23 protein-coding genes and 12 tRNA genes are annotated in these 21,758 nt (G+C 40.3%); 2 read left to right on the top strand and 33 right to left on the bottom strand.

The annotated features are described in order from the left end of the window. Positions 1–233: 233 nt before the first annotated feature. Positions 234–590: a hypothetical protein gene (locus tag AC5WOF_RS13330; protein WP_496050425.1), complete on the top strand. Its 357-nt coding sequence runs from the start codon at positions 234–236 to the stop codon at positions 588–590. An 83-nt stretch (positions 591–673) separates the two neighbouring features. Here the strand turns inward: AC5WOF_RS13330 and AC5WOF_RS13325 are convergent, their stop codons facing one another. The 32 genes from AC5WOF_RS13325 to AC5WOF_RS13170 form a co-directional block, all read right to left on the bottom strand. Beyond that, positions 674–2,266: a catalase gene (locus AC5WOF_RS13325; RefSeq protein ID WP_496050424.1), complete on the bottom strand. Its 1,593-nt coding sequence runs from the start codon at positions 2,264–2,266 to the stop codon at positions 674–676. A 169-nt stretch (positions 2,267–2,435) separates the two neighbouring features. Further along, a complete protein-coding gene (locus AC5WOF_RS13320; RefSeq protein WP_496050423.1) occupies positions 2,436–3,902 on the bottom strand; it encodes a glycoside hydrolase family 1 protein in 1,467 nt (488 codons plus the stop codon). 47 nt (positions 3,903–3,949) lie between these two features. After that, on the bottom strand, positions 3,950–5,782 hold the full coding sequence (locus tag AC5WOF_RS13315) for a beta-glucoside-specific PTS transporter subunit IIABC (RefSeq protein WP_496050422.1): 1,833 nt from the start codon (positions 5,780–5,782) through the stop codon (positions 3,950–3,952). Between the two features lie 115 nt (positions 5,783–5,897). Then, the gene (licT, locus tag AC5WOF_RS13310) at positions 5,898–6,740 is read right to left on the bottom strand and encodes a BglG family transcription antiterminator LicT (RefSeq protein WP_496050438.1); all 843 of its coding nucleotides are present in this window, start codon (positions 6,738–6,740) and stop codon (positions 5,898–5,900) included. 373 nt (positions 6,741–7,113) lie between these two features. Beyond that, on the bottom strand, positions 7,114–8,754 hold the full coding sequence (gene groL, locus AC5WOF_RS13305; RefSeq protein WP_496050421.1) for a chaperonin GroEL: 1,641 nt from the start codon (positions 8,752–8,754) through the stop codon (positions 7,114–7,116). 29 nt (positions 8,755–8,783) lie between these two features. Beyond that, entirely contained in the window at positions 8,784–9,068 is a 285-nt protein-coding gene (gene groES, locus AC5WOF_RS13300) for a co-chaperone GroES (RefSeq protein ID WP_496050420.1), read from the bottom strand. A gap of 120 nt (positions 9,069–9,188) precedes the next feature. Further along, positions 9,189–9,938: a twin-arginine translocase subunit TatC gene (gene tatC, locus AC5WOF_RS13295; protein ID WP_496050419.1), complete on the bottom strand. Its 750-nt coding sequence runs from the start codon at positions 9,936–9,938 to the stop codon at positions 9,189–9,191. Between the two features lie 11 nt (positions 9,939–9,949). Then, positions 9,950–10,609: a redox-sensing transcriptional repressor Rex gene (locus tag AC5WOF_RS13290; RefSeq protein ID WP_496050418.1), complete on the bottom strand. Its 660-nt coding sequence runs from the start codon at positions 10,607–10,609 to the stop codon at positions 9,950–9,952. 185 nt (positions 10,610–10,794) lie between these two features. Continuing rightward, on the bottom strand, positions 10,795–11,382 hold the full coding sequence (locus AC5WOF_RS13285) for a 5-formyltetrahydrofolate cyclo-ligase (RefSeq protein ID WP_496050417.1): 588 nt from the start codon (positions 11,380–11,382) through the stop codon (positions 10,795–10,797). 213 nt (positions 11,383–11,595) lie between these two features. Next, positions 11,596–11,784 (bottom strand): hypothetical protein, encoded by a 189-nt coding sequence (locus tag AC5WOF_RS13280; protein ID WP_496050416.1) that lies wholly within the window; start codon positions 11,782–11,784, stop codon positions 11,596–11,598. A 259-nt stretch (positions 11,785–12,043) separates the two neighbouring features. Then, entirely contained in the window at positions 12,044–12,283 is a 240-nt protein-coding gene (locus tag AC5WOF_RS13275) for a hypothetical protein (RefSeq protein ID WP_496050415.1), read from the bottom strand. A gap of 172 nt (positions 12,284–12,455) precedes the next feature. Next, a complete protein-coding gene (locus AC5WOF_RS13270) occupies positions 12,456–12,860 on the bottom strand; it encodes a hypothetical protein (RefSeq protein WP_496050414.1) in 405 nt (134 codons plus the stop codon). A gap of 267 nt (positions 12,861–13,127) precedes the next feature. Further along, positions 13,128–13,571 carry a hypothetical protein gene (locus AC5WOF_RS13265; RefSeq protein WP_496050413.1) on the bottom strand — a complete coding sequence of 148 codons (444 nt, stop codon included), beginning with the start codon at positions 13,569–13,571 and terminating at the stop codon, positions 13,128–13,130. Between the two features lie 187 nt (positions 13,572–13,758). Further along, positions 13,759–14,046, bottom strand: a complete 288-nt coding sequence (locus AC5WOF_RS13260; protein ID WP_496050412.1) for a hypothetical protein — start codon at positions 14,044–14,046, stop codon at positions 13,759–13,761. A gap of 92 nt (positions 14,047–14,138) precedes the next feature. Next, positions 14,139–15,137: a tRNA (adenosine(37)-N6)-threonylcarbamoyltransferase complex transferase subunit TsaD gene (gene tsaD / locus AC5WOF_RS13255; protein WP_496050411.1), complete on the bottom strand. Its 999-nt coding sequence runs from the start codon at positions 15,135–15,137 to the stop codon at positions 14,139–14,141. After that, positions 15,127–15,591: a ribosomal protein S18-alanine N-acetyltransferase gene (gene rimI / locus AC5WOF_RS13250; RefSeq protein ID WP_496050410.1), complete on the bottom strand. Its 465-nt coding sequence runs from the start codon at positions 15,589–15,591 to the stop codon at positions 15,127–15,129. Before rimI ends, tsaD begins: the two co-directional genes overlap by 11 nt. Then, positions 15,588–16,289: a tRNA (adenosine(37)-N6)-threonylcarbamoyltransferase complex dimerization subunit type 1 TsaB gene (tsaB, locus tag AC5WOF_RS13245; RefSeq protein WP_496050409.1), complete on the bottom strand. Its 702-nt coding sequence runs from the start codon at positions 16,287–16,289 to the stop codon at positions 15,588–15,590. The genes rimI and tsaB overlap by 4 nt, the downstream gene beginning before the upstream one ends. Continuing rightward, a complete protein-coding gene (tsaE, locus tag AC5WOF_RS13240) occupies positions 16,286–16,732 on the bottom strand; it encodes a tRNA (adenosine(37)-N6)-threonylcarbamoyltransferase complex ATPase subunit type 1 TsaE (RefSeq protein ID WP_496050408.1) in 447 nt (148 codons plus the stop codon). The genes tsaB and tsaE overlap by 4 nt, the downstream gene beginning before the upstream one ends. A gap of 118 nt (positions 16,733–16,850) precedes the next feature. Continuing rightward, positions 16,851–16,924, bottom strand: a tRNA-Gly gene (locus AC5WOF_RS13235). Between the two features lie 8 nt (positions 16,925–16,932). Then, positions 16,933–17,009, bottom strand: a tRNA-Pro gene (locus AC5WOF_RS13230). A gap of 47 nt (positions 17,010–17,056) precedes the next feature. Beyond that, a tRNA-Leu gene (locus AC5WOF_RS13225) sits at positions 17,057–17,142 on the bottom strand. Positions 17,143–17,165: 23 nt separating this feature from the next. After that, a tRNA-Leu gene (locus AC5WOF_RS13220) sits at positions 17,166–17,249 on the bottom strand. A gap of 13 nt (positions 17,250–17,262) precedes the next feature. Further along, positions 17,263–17,338: transfer RNA gene (locus tag AC5WOF_RS13215), tRNA-Lys, on the bottom strand. Between the two features lie 28 nt (positions 17,339–17,366). Further along, positions 17,367–17,441 (bottom strand) — tRNA-Gln (locus AC5WOF_RS13210). A 13-nt stretch (positions 17,442–17,454) separates the two neighbouring features. After that, positions 17,455–17,530: transfer RNA gene (locus AC5WOF_RS13205), tRNA-His, on the bottom strand. A 10-nt stretch (positions 17,531–17,540) separates the two neighbouring features. Next, positions 17,541–17,617, bottom strand: a tRNA-Asp gene (locus tag AC5WOF_RS13200). A gap of 28 nt (positions 17,618–17,645) precedes the next feature. Then, a tRNA-Val gene (locus AC5WOF_RS13195) sits at positions 17,646–17,721 on the bottom strand. A 5-nt stretch (positions 17,722–17,726) separates the two neighbouring features. Then, a tRNA-Glu gene (locus AC5WOF_RS13190) sits at positions 17,727–17,803 on the bottom strand. An 18-nt stretch (positions 17,804–17,821) separates the two neighbouring features. Beyond that, positions 17,822–17,912, bottom strand: a tRNA-Ser gene (locus AC5WOF_RS13185). 5 nt (positions 17,913–17,917) lie between these two features. Next, positions 17,918–17,993 (bottom strand) — tRNA-Asn (locus AC5WOF_RS13180). A 179-nt stretch (positions 17,994–18,172) separates the two neighbouring features. Continuing rightward, complete coding sequence (locus tag AC5WOF_RS13175) at positions 18,173–18,871, bottom strand: Bax inhibitor-1/YccA family protein (protein ID WP_496050407.1); 699 nt, start codon at positions 18,869–18,871, stop codon at positions 18,173–18,175. Between the two features lie 60 nt (positions 18,872–18,931). Further along, positions 18,932–19,249, bottom strand: coding sequence for a hydrolase (locus AC5WOF_RS13170; protein WP_496050406.1), 318 nt, complete (start codon positions 19,247–19,249; stop codon positions 18,932–18,934). Positions 19,250–19,395: 146 nt separating this feature from the next. Here AC5WOF_RS13170 and cmpA point away from each other — a divergent pair, with 146 nt between their 5' ends. Next, positions 19,396–19,530 (top strand): cortex morphogenetic protein CmpA, encoded by a 135-nt coding sequence (cmpA, locus tag AC5WOF_RS13165; protein ID WP_496050405.1) that lies wholly within the window; start codon positions 19,396–19,398, stop codon positions 19,528–19,530. A 55-nt stretch (positions 19,531–19,585) separates the two neighbouring features. Here cmpA and AC5WOF_RS13160 read toward each other — a convergent pair whose 3' ends face one another. After that, complete coding sequence (locus tag AC5WOF_RS13160; protein ID WP_496050404.1) at positions 19,586–21,742, bottom strand: Tex family protein; 2,157 nt, start codon at positions 21,740–21,742, stop codon at positions 19,586–19,588. Positions 21,743–21,758 lie beyond the last annotated feature (16 nt).

Below are 21,758 nucleotides of genomic sequence, written 5' to 3'. Positions count from 1 at the left end.
TCTTTTGTGTCAGCCGTTTGAGTGTTGCTCGCGGCGACAAGAAATAATATAACACGGTCAAAAAAAGATTGCAACCCCTTTTTTAAAAAAAGTTTACCCTCAGTAATATACTTCATTTACAGAAAAGCACCTGTAAATGGTTTATTCATATGTCGCTTTGTAATTGAAAATACTAGAATATTCGTATATTATTATTTACAGTTAACCTACTGTTTATTGACAAAGGAGTAATTGTGCAGCTGACTGTTCGCTCCATGACGATCAAGGCTGTCCCCTTCACTCGCACGCAGGATGGTCGAATGACCTTCGGCGGTGTCGTGTTCGAGAAGACAGATGAAGGTCTCACTCCTGTCTTTCAGGACTTTGAGATCAACGCAGACTGGCTCCGAGGAGTGAATGAAAACCGGTATCTTGAGGTGCAGAACGCTGGAGAGGCGATCGCATATCTCATGGTCAATGTGTGGCGAATCTCTATGGGGGACAAGTTCCTGATCTCTATTAGTACCGATGAAGAGGACAACCTCGTCATCACTGGTACACCTGAGCAGTTCAACTTCCTTTTCAAGAATAATGTCGTCTTCAAGGACTGACTAGAACTGCTGACGCGCCCCCCTGGAGCGTTCAAGGGGGGCGCGCTGATTTATTTTATCATTCATCCATTCAATAGACCTTCTTAATAAGGATCTGCTTCATGTCCTTTACTTATTGCTTCTTGTACTGCTTGTTCTCCTGCCCTACTTCCAAGAGACTTTTGACTAGAACCGCCTTTTGGAGCATGCTTTATCCCTTCTCGCAAACGGCGTCCATATTCTTCATCAGCTTTTTCCGCAAGTGCAATCATCGCTTCTTGTATACGATGATCACAAGGTGCTAGAGCCGAGATCAGATTCGTGATTAATTCATCTTTTTCCCATTGTTCAAACTGGCGATATGTTTCCCCTGCTTGCTTTGTATTATCTTGACGGTCAATCGATTGACGTACTAAATTTCCAGCTACAAGTGGAGTATGTTCTTTCCCAGACTGCGAAGCTTCCTTTAAACCACCTAAGAAGGAAGGCTCATAATTGATATGAGGGTTTTGAGTCATCCCGTTGTCCACTATATATTGCATTTGTCCGCCACTTTGATTGGTAGCAACTCGCTTTTTTGGTGCGTTGATCGGAAGTTGCAAATAATTTGCACCTACCCGATAACGTTGTGTATCGGAGTAAGAAAAAGTTCTTCCTTGAAGCATCTTATCATCAGAGAAATCCAAACCATCAACCAATACACCTGTCCCAAAAGCTACTTGTTCTACTTCTGTAAAATAATCCTCTGGGTTTTTGTCAAGCACCATTTTACCAACTGGCAGCCATGGGAACTTTTCTTCTGGCCATAGTTTCGTGTCATCGAGCGGATCAAAGTCCAGTTCTGGATGTTCTCCGTCACTCATAATTTGTACGAGTAATTCCCACTCTGGGTAATCCTTGTTTTCGATTGCTTCATACAAATCTTGTGTAGCATGATTAAAGTTTTTAGCCTGTATTTCCTCCGCATCTTCTTGGGTTAAGTTTTTAATGCCTTGTTTTGGTTCCCAGTGATATTTGACCAAAACTGCTTCGCCGTGTTCATTGACCCATTTGTATGTATTGACTCCAGATCCTTGCATCATACGATAATTCGCAGGAATTCCCCATGGTGAGAAGACAAACGTTACCATATGAAAAGTTTCAGGAGAGTTAGCACAAAAATCAAAAAAACGTTCGTTATCTTGTATATTGGTGACAGGGTCTGGTTTAAAGGCATGAACCATATCAGGAAATTTCATCGCATCACGGATGAAAAATATTTTTAAATTGTTACCGACCAAATCCCAGTTGCCATCTTCCGTATAAAACTTTACAGCAAAACCACGGGGATCACGCAGGGTCTCTGGAGAATGTCCTCCGTGAATAACAGAAGAAAACCGAACAAACACTGGAGTTCTCTTGCCTTTCTCCTGAAATAATTTTGCACGGGTATACTTGGAAACCGACTCTTTTCCTACTGTTCCAAAAGATTCAAAATAACCATGTGCACCAGCACCACGGGCATGAACAACTCGCTCGGAAACCCGTTCTCGATCAAAATGGCTGATTTTCTCAATAAAATCGTAGTTTTCTAACGTAGCAGGACCTCGATTACTAACCGTTCGGATGTTTTGGTTGTTTGTAATCGGATGTCCTTGCCGATTCGTTAATGTACCCCCTGAATTTTTTTGATCTTGGTTTCCTTGATTGTGTGACAATAAAATCCCACCTTTTTATGAAAATGTAGCTTCTCCTATCTATCGTAACCATATTTTTACAATCTACTCCAAATAAATTACCTGAAAATAAAAATCCCTGCCTTTGTTTTAGACAGGGACTAAAAAGGTTAGATATAAAATACCTAGCCTTACAAAGATCATACTTTGACTACCTTGTTCTTATAACATAATCTTTTTCCAAATTTGCTCCGTTTGTTGTAATGACATCTTGATACCAGAAGAATGACTTTTTCTTCTTTCGTTCCAATGTCCCACTGCCGTCATCCTGTTTATCTACATAAATAAATCCATATCGCTTTGACATTTCACCTGTAGAAGCGCTGACTAAATCAATACAACCCCAAGGAGTATAACCCATGAGTTCGACACCATCTTCAACTGCTTCAAGCATCTGTAAAATATGATCACGTAAATATGCAATACGATAATCATCAAAAATAGAACCATCTGCTTCTACTCTGTCTTTTGCACCTAAGCCATTTTCCACAATAAATAATGGTTTTCGATATCTGTCATACAACTCATTAAGCGAGATTCTTAAGCCGATCGGATCTATTTCCCATCCCCACTCACTCGCTTGTAAAAACCGATTTTTAACTCCTCCTAATATATTTCCTTCTCCTGTTTCCTCTGCATTTTTCTCCTTTTTTTCTGTACGCGACATATAATAACTAAGACTGATAAAATCAACAGGATACGTTTTCAACAATTCTAAATCACTTGGTTGAATGTCAAGTTGAATATGATGTTCTTTAAAATAGCGCTGAATAAAAGCAGGATATTCACCTCTGACTTGAACATCTCCGCAAAAATTATTGAACAAACGCGCTTCATCAAGAGCGTACATGACATTTTCAGGATTACAATCATATGAATACGTAGGTGCATATACAAGCATACAGCCAATTTTTGCATCAGATATGATCTCATGACATGCCTTCACAGCTAAACTACTCGCAACGAATTGATGGTGATAAGCTTGAAATGTTGGCTGGTATTTATCTTCTTCCTGATGAATAGCAAAACCTAGACCCATAATTGGCATTTCCAGACCAGCATTAATTTCATTAAAAGTTAACCAATACTTCACCTTATCTTTATAGCGGTGAAAAACAGTTTTTGCATATCTTTCAAAAAAAGCAACTACATCGCGACTTCTCCATCCTCCATAGTTTTTCACTAAATAAACAGGCATTTCATAGTGTGACAAGGTGACCACTGGCTCAATACCATGTTTTTGTAATTCATCGAAAACCCGATCATAAAAGGCTAAGCCTGCTTCATTTGGTTCTAACTCATCTCCATTTGGGAAAATCCTTGTCCAAGCAATAGACATGCGATAGCATTTGAATCCCATCTCTGCAAACAAAGCGATGTCTTCTTTGTAACGATGATAAAAATCAATCGCATCATGGTTAGGGTAGGTATATCTGTCGTTATGAATCTCAAAATCAAAACCAGTAGATTTTAAAATCTGCAGGCGCTCTTTTCCTCCTGGTAAAACGTCAGCAATATTTAGGCCTTTATTTCCTTCCCGAAATCCTCCTTCCAATTGATTAGCCGCAGTAGCCCCACCCCATAAAAATCCTTCCGGAAATCTCTTTTTATCATTCATTTTGTCAGCCTCCTTGGCAGCAAATAAAAAATACTTGATTAAAATAATTAATAGACTAATGTCAACAAAACATTTTTTTCGCGAATCGTTTCTTTGTCGGTTTCGATCACATCCACATAACGATTAGTATTTGTAATAATTATCGGGGTAATTACGGAATAACCAGCTTCTTTAATTTTCTCAATATCGAATTGAACCAATAGGTCTCCTTGTTTTACTCGATCTCCTTGTTTGATCTGGGCTGTATAATATTTTCCTTCTAATTGAACCGTATTGATTCCAATATGAATTAAAATTTCTGCTCCATTATCAGAGGTAATACCAATTGCATGACCTGTTGGGAAAATAGTTGAAACTACACCATTTACAGGAGAAACTACTTTTCCAATCGTCGGCTCAATTGCGATACCCTTACCCATTGTTCCTGAATTAAATACTTGATCATCTACTTCTGATAACGGCTTGACAATCCCCGTTAGCGGACTGATGATAGATTCTCTTTTTACCGTCAGTTGATCATTTGCTGGGATTTTTTCTCCTTCTTTCTTCTTTCTGTCTTCATAACCGAATAATAAAGTTAAAATCATGACCCCAAAAAAGGCTGTCAACATCGCAATTGCGTAAAATGCCATCGGTGTGACTGTTGGAATACTTGTAAAAGCAGGTGCGATAAATACTTTTGCTTTTGCTCCAACTGAACCAACGATTGCACCGCCAACCGCTCCGGCAATCACAACATAAGGAATAGTCTTTTTGTATCGAAGCAGCAATCCATAAAGAATTGGTTCTGTTATACCGGACAATACAGCAGGTAAAAACGCTGAGCCGGCAATTGTTTTTAAATTTTTGTCCTTTGTTTTTAAGAAAATACCGAGGGCAAGTCCCATCTGAGCAAAAGGAGCAGCACCTATCATCGCTAAAAGCGGATCGCCTCCAGATGTTATATTTTGTAAAAAGAGTGGCACCAAGCCCCAATGAAGACCTAATAGGGTTAAAAATGTCCAAGCTGCACCCATCACAGCTCCTGTTAAGATTCCACTTTTTGCACTCAAAAAGCTAACACCATGACTGATAGCATTTCCAAGATATACGCCAAATGGGCCAAATGCTATAACGGTCAATGGTACGATGATCATCAGCACGAGCATCGGAACCAAAAATATTTGTAAGTCTTTATGAATGATTTTCTTTAGAAATTTATCTAAAACCGCATATATACAGACAGCGATAAATACTGGAAAAACAGTAGATGAATAATTCATCAAAACAACTGGAATGCCTAGAAAATGTGAGATATCACCAGTATTTTTTAGCAAGCCAGTAAAGTTTGGTTCTAATAAGGCGGCCCCAATAATCCCCCCTACATAAGGATTCGCCCCTAGCTTTTTCGCCACTGTAATTCCTAGAAAAATAGGGAGGAAGTAAAAAATCGCATTTGCTGCTGCTGATAAAATAAAGTAAGTTCCACTTTTATCAGATAATAATCCTGTCATTGTTAAAATAGCTAATAATGCTTTTAGCATACCTGCTCCAGAAATCGCTCCTAGCAACGGAGAAAAACTACCCGAAATGACTTCAAAAATTTGTGTTCCCATATTCGACTTATTTTTTGATCCATCATTTCTTGCGTTATCTAGATCGGCGATTTTTTTAATTTCTTTATAAACCTCTGGAACATCGCTTCCGACCACAACTTGAAATTGTCCGCCACTTTCCACAACGCTTAACACACCCTGCAAATGCTGTAGATTTTCCTTATCTGCCTTCTTAACATCCTTTAATTTAAATCGCAAGCGAGTCGCACAATGTACAAGACTAGAAATATTTTGCTTCCCACCGACTAATTGGACTATTTCTTTGGCAAAGTCTTCGTAATTCATATTTACACTCCCTTATCTGAAGCTGTATTGTGTAGTCAAAAATAGGAATAAAAAAACCTAAGCAGCCATTCAAATGGAATGATCTGCTCAGGTTTTGCCCACAAGGTTACAACCCCTATTGTTCGTTATTATTTTTTACGACTCGCTCGATATGGATAGTCAAGTAAATCATTTCTTCATCTGTTAATTCGTAGGTATAACTATTTTCAATAAATTTCTTTATTTTCCGCGAACAACTATACGCTTCTGAGTACTTTTTTTGGATAATCTGATATAAATCATCATCCGTTTTACTATGATAATGACTTCCTTTGACTAAACGCTGGGAAAAAAACTTCAAATGAGTAATAAAACGATAATAGGTTAAGTTATTTTCATTAAAATCGATTTTAAAATGATAGCGTACAATCGTTAATATTTCTTGCAGTACTTTTGTCATATTTTTCAAAACAGGCATCTCTTCATTCAACTCAGCATTCACGATATGAAGCGCAAGAAAAGCAGCTTCATCTTCTGGTAAAATCACACCAAATTGATCACAAACCATATTTAATGCCTCTAAGCCAATTTCATATTCCTCTTTGTAAAATTGCTTGGTTTCCCATAGCAATCCATTTTTAATCGGTAAATTATTTTTATACCGATCGATAGCAAAATGAATGTGATCCGTCAAATGAATATAAATACTATCATTGAGCTTTTTTCCTAATTTCATTTTTGCATATGCAATTATCTTCTCAGATAACTCCATATATTCAATAGGCATATTCGTAATCAAGGACTTGAACTTTTTCATCGTATCTTCGTTTTCCAAAGTGAAAATCTTATCGATCTGCTGCTGGTCAATCTCATCTCCAACACGCTTACTAAAAGCAATTCCTCGTCCAATAACGATAATCTCTTGTTTATCTTTACTTGAGATAACTGCATTATTGTTTAATATTTTACTAATTTTCACCTTGTCACCTCCGATAACAGAAAAAGGCAAGACCTTACCTTTTCCAAGGTGATCGGTTTTGCCTGATTTAACAGTTACAATCCGTTCTGTATACGCTTTCATAAAGATTAGCACATCTTATATGAATTAACAATACTTTTATACTTATTTATAATGAAGTATACCTATTAAAGATTTAATTATTCATTTTACCTATCGATCTCCACATTAATAATTGATAATTGCCTTGCAAAAATAGCAACATTTCTAACTTGAACCATCTTATCAGAAGGTTCATTTTCTATTTGTGACAACAAAAAAGAAAAAGGTCTTCCATCCATTCAAAACGGATGAAAGACCTTTTCTGATATTGTTCAAGGTTTTATGATGTATATTACATCATGCCGCCCATTCCGCCCATGCCACCCATATCAGGCATAGCTGGAGCTTTGTTTTCTTCTGGTTTATCTGCAACAACAGCTTCAGTGGTAAGAACCATTGCAGCAACAGATGCAGCATTTTGCAGTGCAGAACGAGTAACTTTAGCTGGATCAACCACACCAGCCTGGATCATGTTAACCCATTCTCCAGATAGTGCATTGAAACCTACCCCAACATCTTCTTTTTTCAGACGCTCTACAATTACAGAACCTTCAAGACCTGCATTGTGTGCAATTTGGCGTACTGGTTCTTCTAGGGAACGTTTGATGATAGATACACCAGTTTTTTCATCTCCGATTGGAAGAGAAGCCTCTAGTTCTTCTACTGCACGAATTACATTAACAAGCGCAGTACCCCCACCGGATACAATACCTTCTTCCACTGCTGCACGTGTGGAGTTTAGAGCATCTTCGATGCGAAGTTTTTTCTCTTTCAATTCGGTTTCAGTAGCTGCACCAACTTTGATAACTGCTACACCACCAGAAAGTTTTGCCAAGCGCTCTTGCAATTTCTCTTTGTCAAATTCAGAAGTGGTTTCTTCGATTTGTTGACGAATGTGGGAAACACGAGCTTTGATGTCGGAAACTTCACCAGAACCATCTACAACAATGGTGTTGTCTTTGTTTATACGTACTTGACGTGCATTACCTAGAGATTCTAGACCAGTCGTTTTCAAATCGAGACCGAGATCTTCTGTAATAACTTGACCACCAGTGAGAATAGCGATGTCTTCTAGCATAGCTTTACGACGATCACCAAATCCAGGAGCTTTTACAGCTACAGCAGTAAAGGTTCCACGAAGTTTGTTCACAACGATAGTGGTAAGAGCTTCCCCTTCTAGATCTTCAGCGATGATCAAGATAGGGCGTCCTTGTTGTACTACTTTTTCCAAAATTGGAAGAATCTCTTGGATGTTGCTGATTTTCTTATCTGTGATAAGAATATATGGATCATCTAATACTGCTTCCATTTTGTCTGTATCAGTTACCATGTAGGATGCAATGTATCCACGGTCAAATTGCATACCTTCTACTACTTCTAGCTCGGTAGTAATCCCTTTGGATTCTTCTACAGTGATAACACCATCGTTACCGACTTTTTCCATCGCTTCAGCGATCAATTTACCTACTTCTTCTTCGTTTGCAGAGATAGCTGCTACTTGAGCAATAGACTCTTTACCTTCGATTGGTTTTGCAATCTCTTGGATTTGAGTCACAGCTGTTGCAACTGCTTTTTCAATACCTTTACGAACGATCATAGGATTTGCACCAGCAGCTACGTTTTTCAATCCTTCACGGATGATCGCTTGAGCTAGTACGGTAGCAGTAGTAGTTCCATCCCCTGCGATATCGTTTGTTTTGGTAGCTACTTCTTTTACCAATTGAGCTCCCATATTTTCAAAAGCATCTTCTAATTCGATTTCTTTTGCAATGGTAACACCGTCGTTTGTAATAAGTGGAGAACCAAATTTACGTTCCAATACAACGTTACGGCCTTTTGGCCCCAATGTTACTTTTACTGCATCTGCAAGTGCATCCACACCGCGAAGCATCGCACGACGAGAGTCTTCACTGAACTTAATCTCTTTAGCCATTTTTAAAAATCTCCCTTCTTATGTAAAAATTACTCAATAACTGCAAGGATATCGCTTTCACGTAAAATGAGGTATTCTTTCTCACCATATTTCACTTCGGTTCCAGCATATTTGGAGAAAATTACGAGGTCGCCAGCGTTTACTTCTAACGCAACACGGTTGCCGTTTTCATCGACACGTCCAGCACCTACTGCAACAATTCTGCCTTCTTGTGGTTTTTCCTTAGCGGAATCAGGTAGTACAATACCGCTAGCGGTTGTTTCTTCTTTCTCAACAGCTTCTAGAATGACTCGATCACCAAGTGGTTTGATCATAGTAGGAAAACCTCCTTTTTGTCGTTCGTTTATTAGCACTCATCGTCGGCGAGTGCTAACACCCACTACTTATATTAATCATCAAAGACACATTTTGCAAGCTCTCTGTGAAAAAAAATCCTAGTCTTCATTCTCTATTTCTTCTAGTGCTGTTTCTCTTTCGATCCGTCGATATAACCAAACAGATAATCCAATGCTCAACTCATATAACAAGATCAATGGAACAGCAACCAAGAAGTTGGAAAGTAAATCTGGTGTGATAATAAGAGCAATCACAATTAAAATCATGTACGCAACCTTACGCACTTTGATCAATAAGGAAGGTGTGATCAGTCTCAAACGTGTTAAAAAGAGAACAACAACAGGAAGCAAAAATAATAATGCCAAGGGCACAATCACATTCAACATAAAACTGATGTACTGATAAATCCCATACATCTGTTTAACACCAAGTTCTTTCGATATGTTCGTAAGGAAATCAATCATCAATGGAAAGACTAAAAAATACCCAAAAGCTAATCCCCCGATAAAAAGAAGGAATGCGACTGGAATATAGATGAGAGCCGCTTTTTGTTCTCTCTCTTCCAGTCCAGGACGTACAAATTGCCAAAGATGGTAGAGCAGCACAGGTAAAGCGAGAATAAATGCTGCTACCAGCGAGATTTGCATATAAATTTTAAATGAATCAGCTGGAGACAGAGCATACAACGCAAAATGCTCATTGGCATCCTTACTGATGATCTTAAAGATATCTGCTGCATAGATGAAACTCACAACTAAACCAACAACAAAAGTAGCAAGGACCCATATAAGTCGGCGCCTAAGTTCAGTGAGATGATCTACTAATGGCTGGTATTCTTTTTCACTCATGAATTAACCCCTTAAAACTCTTCCTCTTCCAGATTTTCATCTGTTGGAAACTTTTTCAGAAAATAAATAAGCGTCTGAAGTTCCGTAGTAAGATCTATATGGTGAATACGTACATGATCATGTGCTGTTATACGTGCAGGTGTAAAGTTTAAGATTCCTCTAATTCCAGCATCCACAATAAAGTCAGCAGTTGGCTGAGCTACATTTAAAGGAACAGTCAGAATCGCTACTTCCACATGATGCAACAAAATTACTTCAGCTAACCGATCCATCGAATAAACCGGAATACCATCTATATCGGAGCCAATCTTACTTATCTCTTGATCAAAACCAGCAACAATCTTTGTATTGTGAGATCGGTAAAAATTGTACCGCAATAAAGCTGTCCCTAGATTTCCAACTCCAATGAGTACCACATTTGTGACCTCATCTTGTTTTAGGAAATCTCTTAAAAACTGCAATAGATAGGTAACATTGTAACCATATCCTTTTTTCCCAAGTTCGCCAAGATAGGAAAAGTCACGCCGGATGGTGGCTGGATCAATCTGTAATGCTTCACTTAAGTCAGCAGAAGAAATCCGCTGTTTGCCAATGGCATGTAACTTTTCTAAATAGCGGTAATACAATGGCAATCTTTTTGCAGTTACCTTTGGGATTTTCTGTTCTGCCAAGGATAGCCACCCCCTCCCAGCTTATATTATACGGCAAAAAATCGAACAGGCAAAATATCACAGGAACATAGTTTATATCTCGTTAGTAGATAAGAGAGTATAAATTTTATCCTATCTACAAAGCGAGACTAGGAGCATAGAGACGTAACGAGACTTGTGCCCTTGTCTGAGGTGCATAAGTGCAACTAACCCTCTGTCTGCGCTTTGAAAGGCTTGCCAATCGGCAAGTTTTTATTATTAGGTGTAAGCACAAAGTCCATAGGAATATCATGTACTTCTGGATAGATGGTCTCCACTATTTGTTCGTCGTAAGCGATTCCACACTTGTAGACATCAGGTAAATTTTCAAAAAACCGATCATAGTGACCTTTGCCAAAACCTAATCGATATCCTTTTTGGTCAAAAGCAACACCAGGAACCAAAACCAAATCAAGTTTGGTGATATCTATTTTTTCACAAGATTTATCCGGCTCCAGAATATGAAAATCTCCTGTTTCCAAAGTACTGGGCGTCGTAAACAAACGAGGAACAATCTTATCTTGTTCCATACTTGGTAGCGAAACCCTCTTTCCTGATTTCCAAGCATCTTCGATAAGGGCATAGAGACTGACTTCATTGCGAACAGCAAAATAAGCCAAAATCGAAGTTGCTTCTTGGTAAATCGGAAGTTGCTTGATTTTCTCACAAATTTTACGTGATGCTTGCAGACGATCTGAAGAACTCATTTTTGTCCGAAGTGCAATTATTTCTTTTCGTATAGTTTGTTTTTCCAATTATATTTTCACCTACTCTCTATCTTCGATGAACTTACTAATCATACCACTTTTTTATAGAGGCATGAAAAAACCAAGCTATATTTTGCTTGGTCTTGGAGACTTTATTTTTTAAAAAAATATTTTCGGGGGACGAATGCATATGACTAGCGTGTTGCTACCATAAACAAACGTCCAATCGCCCTACTCCTACAAAAGTTAAATAAGGCGTCTTTAGTTTCTCTCCTTGAATGCAGCCCGAAAGACCAAGAAGCAGATGATCAAGATCAGACCTTCCCATACCAATGGGTTCGCAATGGAGAGTGAAAACAGCGTCTCGTCGAACTCATGACGTACTCCAGCTTTGATGATAGCTATGGAGTCATCTTCTGGAGAGAACAGATTCTGAGCAGTAGAGAACATTGGAACCTCATTTGTTACAGTTGCCATCTACAGGTACATAATCAGTATACCTGTAATGTTTTATTTTCAAAAGATATTTTCTAATTTGTAAAATATGACAGAAAAAGACTAGCCACAAGACCAGCCTCTTTTTTATATCAATGAGTTTTTTATCGGGGGACAGATGTGCGAGGATGTATGAATACCTCAACTCGACACACTGTCCTTCCGTCCAAATCGGCTCTTTGTTGGATTAAGCTGTATGGTACTCAGCCAGAGACTAGTACCTCTTGTTCGGATTGAGCTTGAAGTACAAGTACACACCCCCGACGATAAGGGTGATCCAAGCTATGACCTCAAGGACAGAGCCAAGAGCTTCGAAGATCTTGGTCATCGGGTTTTCGACCTCCAGACCGAGCATTCCAAGTCCGGATTCCAGCGCTTCAAGCTGCGCTCCGATGATCGAAAGGACGAAAAAACCAGCGACTGCCACAGCGAACAGTGCGACACGGATCCTCATGATCCCAGCTCCTAGATTGGACGGATGTTGTTATGTGCTTATTATATACAAAGATGAGGGGAATACAACCCTTGTAAAAAACACAAAAAAAGGCCAGCCTCTAGGCTAACCTCCCTATAATCTATATTTAAGTTATGGATTTACGGGGGACAGTGATGTGTATTGGCTACGACTACCTTGCTTCCGACGCTGCGAGAGGGATGCACAGGATCAGGCTGACGATCGGTCCTCCGATCATCAGAACGATCATCCACCGGAGGAAGTTTCCGATGGTCGGGGCGCTGTGCTGCTCCACCTGCTCACCGGCGGTCTTCTTCCAACTGTTGAAGGTGCTCTTCACACCCTTCACGGTGTCGTCGACGTCAACGTTGATGACGACAGAACGCTGAACCTGCCGCTCGAAGGAGTGCTCGACCGTGGACGTGGCCACGGGAGCATGCTGGACGTGCTCGATCATGTTGTACATACCCACCACGGAGTTCGTGATGACGTAGAAGAATGCAGCGATGAGAACACTGACACCGGCGAGGAGCAGGTTCCGACGGGTACGCTCGGAGAACTTGGACAGCTTGAACATCTGATGCTCACATTCTCCAGCAATGCTGGTTGTAGGACGGGATACGATACTTTTATTATATACAAATATTCCTTGTAAACAAAGGCTGATCTTCATACTAATATGACAATACAAATTTTCATGCAACAAAAAAAGCCAGCATTCTTGCTAGCTTTTTATCATCTATATGGAATTCATTATATTACGGGGGACGATCGGTGTGGGAGGAGACATTTCTGTCTGCTACTCAGAACCACACAAATCGCCCTTCCCGTCCCGGTCGATGGACTACTGCGCGATGTAGTTTCGCGTCGACCACTGCTCGCCGCTGCCCTCCTCGTTCCACTGGGGAGCGGCGGGAAGGATCGCGACGACGGCGTTCTTCCGGTTCCGCCAGTTGTCGATGCGGTTGGAGATGGACTTCACGACCAGCTTGAGCACGTGGAACACGAGACCCGTGATGAACGCGATCTCGAAGACCAGCTTGAAGTTGTCGAACGTGTACAGGGAGCTGATCCAGGAGAGGAACTCCATGTACAGGTCGAACACGTAGCCGGCCGTACGGATGGTGTAGAACTTGATCTCGGCGGGCGTGGTGCGGCCGGTCATGAGCATGGCCGTGAGAATGATGGCCACACCCAGAACGTACATCTTCAGGGCGCGGAAGGAGTCGCTGTTCTTGAAGTCGTTGATCTCGTTGCTGACGATCTCGAAGGCGCGACGAGCGGTCATGGCAGTATCCTCGATTTCTCCGAGATTACTCGGATAGGGACGGGTGGTTGTTGATATTTTTATTATATGTTACATTCCACAAAATGAGAATACTTAAAAAATGTTAAAAAACGCAAAAAAGCTAGCAATATCTGCTAACTTTGCCTTTTTCTTTGCTGTTTCATCCATCCATTTAATCTAGTAAAGCTTATTTACTAGTAGCATTTTCCTCTTTAGTTTCAGGTTCAATCATATCCTGTGAACCAAAAATCTTCTCCCAATACCCATATTTTTTTAATAAAACATATAAAACCGCAGAATAAATCAACACACTCTCTATCAGATGGAGTGCTTTTGTCAGGTCGAGTGCATATCCATTTATCGTAAATACAACTTGAACAGGTGCTAATAGTTTCCAGAGAATCCATTGCCCAATGCTAAATGCAGTGACAAATAAAACGAGTTTGCCGAATTTTTTCCATTCTGACTGTTTCATGTGCTCCCCATTTCCCCCAAAAAAGATACTTATAGTATCAAATGTATAATGGTTATAGTATACAAAAATTTAGAAGGGAAATTTACAACAAATTAAATCAATGGAAGATTTGCTACTGCATTGAGTTCTAAGTCAGCTTTCTTCTCAGCATCGTAAAGAAAGTATGCTGCGGACGCAATCATCGCTGCATTATCGGTACAGAGTTCTAGTGGCGGTATACATAATGTCATGTTATTTTGCTTCGCTCTATTGTGCAATCGGCTACGCAAACCGCTATTTGCCGCTACCCCTCCAGCTACGACAAGATGTTCTACATCTTTTTGCTCCATCGCTCGAAATGTCTTCTCAACAATTACATCTAACACTGCATCTTGGAAACTAGCTGCTAAGTCTTTTTCAGAGTAATGCTCATTTTGTTTGATAAATTGCATGACGGCGGATTTTAAACCACTAAAGCTAAAATTCAATGACTCTTTCTCCAGCCATGCCCGTGGCAAGGGATAGACAGGTGAGCCTTGGGCTGCTAAGCGGTCAATGTGCGGTCCTCCTGGATAAGGAAGGTTCATCAAACGAGCAACTTTGTCAAACGCCTCGCCTACTGCATCATCTCGTGTACGTCCAATCCGTTCAAAACGCATATGATCTTTCATATAAATAAGCTCCGTATGACCCCCAGAAACAACTAAGGCGATCAAAGGAAAGCGAAGTGGTGTTACCAAATGATTGGCATAAATATGCCCTGCGATATGGTGAACAGGTATCAAAGGAATACGAAGCGCAAACGCTAGTGCTTTTGCAGCAGCCACCCCAATGAGCAGAGCGCCGACTAAACCTGGGCCTTGAGTAACTGCAATGGCACTAAGCTGATCTTTGGTTACATTTGCTTCTTTTAATGCTTGTTCGATTATCAACGTAATCCGCTCCACGTGGCGCCTAGAAGCGACTTCTGGGACAACCCCCCCAAAAGCTTGGTGAATCTCCATCTGTGAACTTATGACGTTTGAAAGTACTTTTTCTCCGTCTATAACTACAGATACACTTGTCTCATCACAACTTGTTTCGATACCCAGTATCACCGTTCTATTCTTCATTCAAGACCAATCCCATCAGTATGGCATCTTCTCCATTGTCTGGATAATAATTTTTTCTCGTTCCGATCACAGTAAAACCCAAATTCCGATAAAGATGTTGAGCTCTTTGGTTGGACTTTCTGACTTCAAGTGTCACATCGGAAGCCCCTAGTTGCTTTGCAAGCTCGATCATATAAGCCAAGATTTCTTTTCCAGTTCCTTGCCCGCGATAATCCGGATGAAGAGCGACATTAGTAAGTTGCGCTTCATCTAACACCACCCACATACCCGCATATCCAACAACATTTCCATCTACAAGTGAGACAATATAATAAGCCAAATCATTCGCAGTAATCTCATCTTTAAACGAGTATTCACTCCAAGGATCAGTGAAAGAAAGTTCTTCAATCTCCATAACAGCAGGAATATCTGTTACCTTCATCGGGCGAAACAAAACCGTTTTGATAAAGTTCATGTTAACCGCCCCAATAAATTTTTCTCAGCCAATGTTAACTGCAAATAGTTAGGAGAGAAGTCATGTCGTTCACTCTTATTTGTTTCCAACCATTTTTGCAGGGCTAATATGCCGAGATTACTTGCACGTGGAAGATGTTGACTAGATGGCGTCATAATCGCTCTCTCTTTTAATGCAGATGTTATTTTATCACTAAACATAGTGACATCATCACCAATGAATAGTGTCTCATTTTCATTTTGTTTCAACTGTTCGAGCAGATCATCCATCAAAATAATCTGTTCTGGCATTTTTAGTTGCAGACCGTTTTCTTGCCTGTGGTATACAGCCGCATAGACTTGTTCACGCCTTGCATCAATTAAAGGAACAATATTTCCTGGGAAATGCAGTCCGTTCATCGCGATAACTTCCAATGTGGAGACAGCAAGAAATGGTTTATGTAAAGCCCATGCAAATGTTTTAACCGTAGTGACTCCGATTCGAACCCCTGTGTAGGAACCAGGCCCTGCGGTAACTGCAAATAAATCCATATCCGATAATGTCATATCCAAGTCTGTTAACAGTTCGTCAATAGCAGGCATCAATCGAACCGAATGATTTTTCTTCAGATTAGTAGACTTCTCTCCAAGTATTTTTTGCTCATTTAATACAGCAATACTTAGTACAAGTGTTGAAGTATCCACTGCTAATATATTCATGATCCCATCAACTCCTTGTACAGTGTGGGAGAATCAATTTTTATGGCTCTGTCCCCTGTTGGCAGGACTTCTATTTCAATAAAAATGGTCTCTTTCGGTAACAACAAAGCAATTCGGGATGGCCATTCAACTAAACTTACACCATCTCCATATAAATATTCATCTAAGCCTAATTCTTCTGCACTGTCTTCCTCTAATCGATACACATCCATATGATAAAGAGGTAATCTACCCTTATAAATTTTTAAGATAGAAAAAGTTGGGCTGTCTACATATTCTTCTACACCGAGTCCCTTAGCTAAACTTTGTGAAAAAGTTGTTTTACCTGCTCCCAATTCACCAGATAAAGCAATGACGGCTCCTTTAGATAACCTCGTCCCTATTTGAAATGCTAATGCTCTTGTTTCCTCTTCATCTACTGTATAAATAATCGGTTCATCCAAGGTTTAACACCGTCCTTCTTCATGAAATAATACTATCTTACCAAGAAACCGGAAAAGAAGAAAGTTTCGGAGTCCCAAATAAAGGAAAAAAGCTGTGCATCTGCACAGCTTTTTGTGATGGAGCGGGTGAAGGGAATCGAACCCTCACATTCGGCTTGGAAGGCCGATGTTCTACCATTGAACTACACCCGCATAAGCTTTGGTCGGGGCGACAGGATTTGAACCTGCGACCTCCTCGTCCCGAACGAGGCACTCTACCAAGCTGAGCCACGCCCCGGTCATAAAAAAAGAAAAGTTACGGTCATAACTCTTCGATGTGTGAATTGGTGCGGTCGATGGGACTCGAACCCATACGGCCTAGGGCCACTACCCCCTCAAGATAGCGTGTCTGCCAATTCCACCACGACCGCAAAATATAAAGTTTATGAAAATATGGTACGGGTGAAGGGACTTGAACCCCCACGCCTCTCGGCGCCAGAACCTAAATCTGGTGCGTCTGCCATTCCGCCACACCCGCATATTTTTGAAAATGGTGAGCCATGAAGGACTCGAACCTTCGACCCTCTGATTAAAAGTCAGATGCTCTACCAACTGAGCTAATGGCTCTTACTTATTTGAAATTGCTTTGAAAAAATGGCTGGGGAGGAAGGATTCGAACCTTCGGTACACGGTACCAAAAACCGATGCCTTACCTCTTGGCTACTCCCCAAAGTGTAAAAAAGTGGGGCGATCGAAGGGATTTGAACCCTCGAGTGCCGGAGCCACAATCCGGTGTGTTAACCGCTTCACCACGACCGCCACAAAAAAATGGCGGGGCTGACGGGATTCGAACCCGCGGTCTCCTGCGTGACAGGCAGGCATGTTAGGCCTCTACACCACAGCCCCGTATGGGTAAAAATAAATATTTTGAATCTGGTGGGCGTTGACGGGATCGAACCGCCGACCCCATGCTTGTAAGGCATGTGCTCTCCCAGCTGAGCTAAACGCCCAAAAATGGTGACCCGTAGGGGATTCGAACCCCTGCATGCCAGCGTGAAAGGCTGGTGTGTTGAACCGCTTCACCAACGGGCCATTAAAAACCGAAATGTCTGGCGGAGAGAGAGGGATTCGAACCCTCGCATGGCTGACGCCATCTAACGGTTTAGCAAACCGTCCTCTTCGGCCTCTTGAGTATCTCTCCTAAGTTGGCTCCCAAAGCAGGACTCGAACCTGCAACCTATCGGTTAACAGCCGATTGCTCTGCCAATTGAGCTATTTGGGAACATTTTTGAGACAAGAGTTATTTTAACAAAAAGCACTACTTATTGCAAGCTTTTTTTATCCGCTTTGAGCGACTTCTATAATCTAGCATGATTTGTCCTCCTGCGTCAAGCATAAATTTTCATTCTTACAAAAAAACCTCCTCACATGATGTGAGAAGGCTTTATTTGCTGCTAATTATTAGTCTCTGCTCAAAATATTGATCAAGTTTTGCAAGATCGCAATAAAGTCAATGTAAAGCATCAATGCTCCATAAATAGCGACTTTTGTAGCAGTATTTTCGTCCATGGATTGAATGCTGGCACTCATATGCTTAATGTTTTGCACGTCATATGCGGTAATTCCACAAAAAACAACAACGACAATATAGGAGAGGATTAAGCTTCCTGTACTGCTGTGCAAGAAGAGTACATTCACCAAAGTAGCAAGAGCTAATCCCAAAAGAAGCATCAAGAAGATAGAGCCCATTTTAGAAAGATCAGCTTTGGTTATAAATCCAATCGCTGCCGAAATACCAAACATACCAGCTGTAATTATAAAAGCTGAACCTATTGTACTGATATCTACATAAGCAAAATATAAGCTAAAGGTTACCCCATTAATCGCTGCGTATAAGAAAAACAAAAACGTCGCTGTAAAGGCGGAAATCCTGCCGATCAAAGCTGAGATAGCCATTACAATTATAATTTGAACAATGATGGCACCCCAGATGATACTGCTATTAAATTTGATCAGGGCAGATATGTCTGCATTACTACTTAAGAAATAAGCAATAATTCCTGTAAGTAGTAAGCCAGCAAACATCCACGAAAAAACGCGTTGAAATAAGCCTCGTTCTGTTCTAACCGCAGAAGAAGATTGATAGTATTGTGGTCCCACTACTCATTCCTCCAATATGGATATAAAAACAATTTCTCAACTCCAAGTATACTTGCTCGATCAAGAAAGATCAAGCAAACCTAGACTTTCTATGCTCTTTTTCGTCTCTTCTGTTCCCAATTGGTATATCGCTGAATAAATTTCTCGGACATTTTGGTCTACATCTGTGCTCGCTTTTTGTCGATCCTCGGTTCGAAAAGGTAAATGCGATTGCACAAAAGTATCCCAGTCTTTATTATATGTTTGTTGAAATAAATCTTGTATGTTTTTTATTTCCTCATCTGTTGCCTGAATTTCAAAATCATATGGTGCATCATCTAACAACTGTTCGGAGTGAATGGTTCCATCAACTGTTACATAATAGGTTTGTTTTTTCATTTAAAATTCACCTCTTCTACCTTTTTCCCTCAAACTTTTCATTTCATGCATACTTTTTTCGTGGAATCTCACAAGTATAGGCACAAGACAACCCCTGTCTGTAATAAACATAAGTAAATATCAGTTTTATACAGGGGGAGTATGCCATGCCCAATTGGCTAAGTAAGCAATTGATGCAAGCATTTCGGCAAAAAGATCGTGGTCAAATACGTTTTTTAAACCGATGCTGGTTTACTTTTATAAAAAAAGAATATGAGGACAAAGATAAAAATTTATTTTGAGGTTGAAAATGAAATTTTCAGCAAAAAAAGCTAGGTGAGCTACCTAGCTTTCCTTTTATTCTTGTACCATAGTAAGACTGACCCGGTCTCGGATTTTATCTACAGAAAGCACCCATACATCCACAATATCCCCGACTGTAACTACATCCATCGGATTGCGGACAAATCGGTTGCTGAGCTTGGAAATATGGACAAGCCCGTCATTTTTTAATCCGATATCTACAAATGCCCCAAAGGCCACAACATTGCGAATGGTTCCTTTTAAGTGCATTCCTGTCTCCAAATCTTCCGCTTTTAACACATCTGACCGAAGAATAGGACTAGGCAAAGATTCCCGAGGATCTCTTCCAGGACGGAGTAGTGAATCGATCATATCTCTAAGTGTCGGTACACCACTATTTAATGCCAATGCCATTTTTGATACATCGACTTTTTTTAACTTTTCCTTGGATTGATCGAGACCCAATTCTTCTACTGAAATACCGAGTATCTGCAAAAGTTGTTCGGCAATGGGATAAGATTCAGGATGAATAGGTGTTTTATCGAGTGGATTATCTCCTTCACGAATACGCAGAAATCCAACAGATTGTTCAAATGTTTTAGCTCCGAGTTTTGGTACTTTCGTAAGCTGTTTTCGGTTCGTATATTTTCCAATCTTTTCACGCTCTGCTACTATGTTTTTTGATACTGTTTTGCTCACCCCTGAGATATATTGGAGCAAAGATGGAGAAGCAGTATTGACATCCACTCCGACATAGTTAACAGCTGACTCCACAACTTGGGTTAATGACTCTGATAGTCTCTTTTGATTAACATCATGTTGATATTGTCCAACACCAACCGATTTTGGATCAATTTTAACTAATTCTGCTAGCGGATCTTGCAGCCGCCTTGCTATTGAGACTGCACTCCTTCTGGCTGCATCTAACTCAGGAAACTCTTCTTTCGCCAGTGGAGAAGCAGAATAAACACTGGCACCAGCCTCATTGACAATCACATAGTACAGATCTTTATCAGATTCCTGAATAACTTCTGCAATGAAATTTTCTGTTTCTCTTGAAGCAGTTCCATTGCCAATTGCAATCAAACTAATTGGGTATTTTTCTAGTAGCGCATGAACTTTTTCCTTTGCTTCTTCCACTCGATCATTTGGCTTTGTAGGATAGATGACATCAATATCTAATAATTTTCCTGTATCATCTACTGCTGCTAATTTACATCCAGTCCGGTATGCAGGATCAACCCCGAGTACTACTTTGCCAGTAATCGGTGATTGGAGTAATAGATGTTTTAAGTTCTCTTTAAAGATATCAATCGCTTTTTCTTCCGCATCTGCCAGCATTTTTGCATGTATTTCACGATCAATAGAAGGAGCAATCAAGCGCTTATAGCTATCTTGCATAATCGGCAGCGTGTATGTATTTTCGTGAGGGAACCATTTACGAAGTAAAGTATAAACTTCTTTCTCTTGTAGCTTAATCTTTAGCTTCAGCACTCCTTCTCTTTCTGCTCTGCGAACGGCAAGAACACGATGAGAAGGCATGGTACGTATTGGTTCTTGATAGTCATAGTACATCTCATAAACAGTAGACTCATCAGCATCTACTGCCTTTGATTCTAGTACCCCTTGATTCCAAGTATAGGTGCGTACCCATTTCCTCGTGTCAGCGTCTTCTGAAATCTCCTCTGCGAGAATATCCAGTGCCCCCTTGATGGCTTCATCAACGGATTTGACATCTTTCTCTTCGTTTACAAAAGAGGCTGCCAATTCTTCGCTATTGACGATCTCTTTTGAATCTAAAATGATTTTAGCTAAAGGTTCCAAACCTTTTTCTCTAGCCATACTCGCCCTAGTTTTTCGTTTTGGACGGTAAGGGAGATATAAGTCTTCTAATTCTTGGAGTTTGGTCGCTTTCACTAATTTTTGATGCAGTTCTTCTGTCAGCTTCCCCTGTTCATCTATCAATCGGATAATTTCATCTCTTCGAGTATACAACCCTGCAATATAGCGATATCTTTCTTCAATTTGGCGAAGCTGTTCTTCGTCCAGTTCTCCAGTCATTTCTTTTCGATAACGCGCAATAAATGGTATCGTGTTCCCCGCTTCTAGCAATTCCATCGTTACTTTTACTTGTTCTACTCGAAATGATAACTCTCGAGCTACTTGCTCAATTAAATCCATAACATCTACAGTTGCTTCCATAACTTCCATCTTTACACCACCTAAA

It is taken from the genome of Shimazuella sp. NTD250 (assembly GCF_059510375.1).
The sequence above is the reverse complement of the archived record's forward strand: the minus strand, read 5'-3'. Positions and strand labels throughout refer to the sequence as shown.

Coding starts and splice junctions, on each gene's coding strand:
- rimI (WP_496050410.1), bottom strand. CDS start 15,591: ATGAACTTTATCAAAACGGTTTTGTTTCGCCCGATGAAGGTAACAGAT.
- AC5WOF_RS13160 (WP_496050404.1), bottom strand. CDS start 21,742: ATGGAAGTTATGGAAGCAACTGTAGATGTTATGGATTTAATTGAGCAA.
- tsaD (WP_496050411.1), bottom strand. CDS start 15,137: ATGAAGAATAGAACGGTGATACTGGGTATCGAAACAAGTTGTGATGAG.
- AC5WOF_RS13280 (WP_496050416.1), bottom strand. CDS start 11,784: ATGTTCTCTACTGCTCAGAATCTGTTCTCTCCAGAAGATGACTCCATA.
- AC5WOF_RS13275 (WP_496050415.1), bottom strand. CDS start 12,283: ATGAGGATCCGTGTCGCACTGTTCGCTGTGGCAGTCGCTGGTTTTTTC.
- tatC (WP_496050419.1), bottom strand. CDS start 9,938: ATGAGTGAAAAAGAATACCAGCCATTAGTAGATCATCTCACTGAACTT.
- cmpA (WP_496050405.1), top strand. CDS start 19,396: ATGCCCAATTGGCTAAGTAAGCAATTGATGCAAGCATTTCGGCAAAAA.
- AC5WOF_RS13265 (WP_496050413.1), bottom strand. CDS start 13,571: ATGACCGCTCGTCGCGCCTTCGAGATCGTCAGCAACGAGATCAACGAC.
- AC5WOF_RS13315 (WP_496050422.1), bottom strand. CDS start 5,782: ATGAATTACGAAGACTTTGCCAAAGAAATAGTCCAATTAGTCGGTGGG.
- AC5WOF_RS13320 (WP_496050423.1), bottom strand. CDS start 3,902: ATGAATGATAAAAAGAGATTTCCGGAAGGATTTTTATGGGGTGGGGCT.
- tsaB (WP_496050409.1), bottom strand. CDS start 16,289: ATGAATATATTAGCAGTGGATACTTCAACACTTGTACTAAGTATTGCT.
- groL (WP_496050421.1), bottom strand. CDS start 8,754: ATGGCTAAAGAGATTAAGTTCAGTGAAGACTCTCGTCGTGCGATGCTT.
- AC5WOF_RS13170 (WP_496050406.1), bottom strand. CDS start 19,249: ATGAAAAAACAAACCTATTATGTAACAGTTGATGGAACCATTCACTCC.
- groES (WP_496050420.1), bottom strand. CDS start 9,068: ATGATCAAACCACTTGGTGATCGAGTCATTCTAGAAGCTGTTGAGAAA.
- AC5WOF_RS13270 (WP_496050414.1), bottom strand. CDS start 12,860: ATGTTCAAGCTGTCCAAGTTCTCCGAGCGTACCCGTCGGAACCTGCTC.
- AC5WOF_RS13260 (WP_496050412.1), bottom strand. CDS start 14,046: ATGAAACAGTCAGAATGGAAAAAATTCGGCAAACTCGTTTTATTTGTC.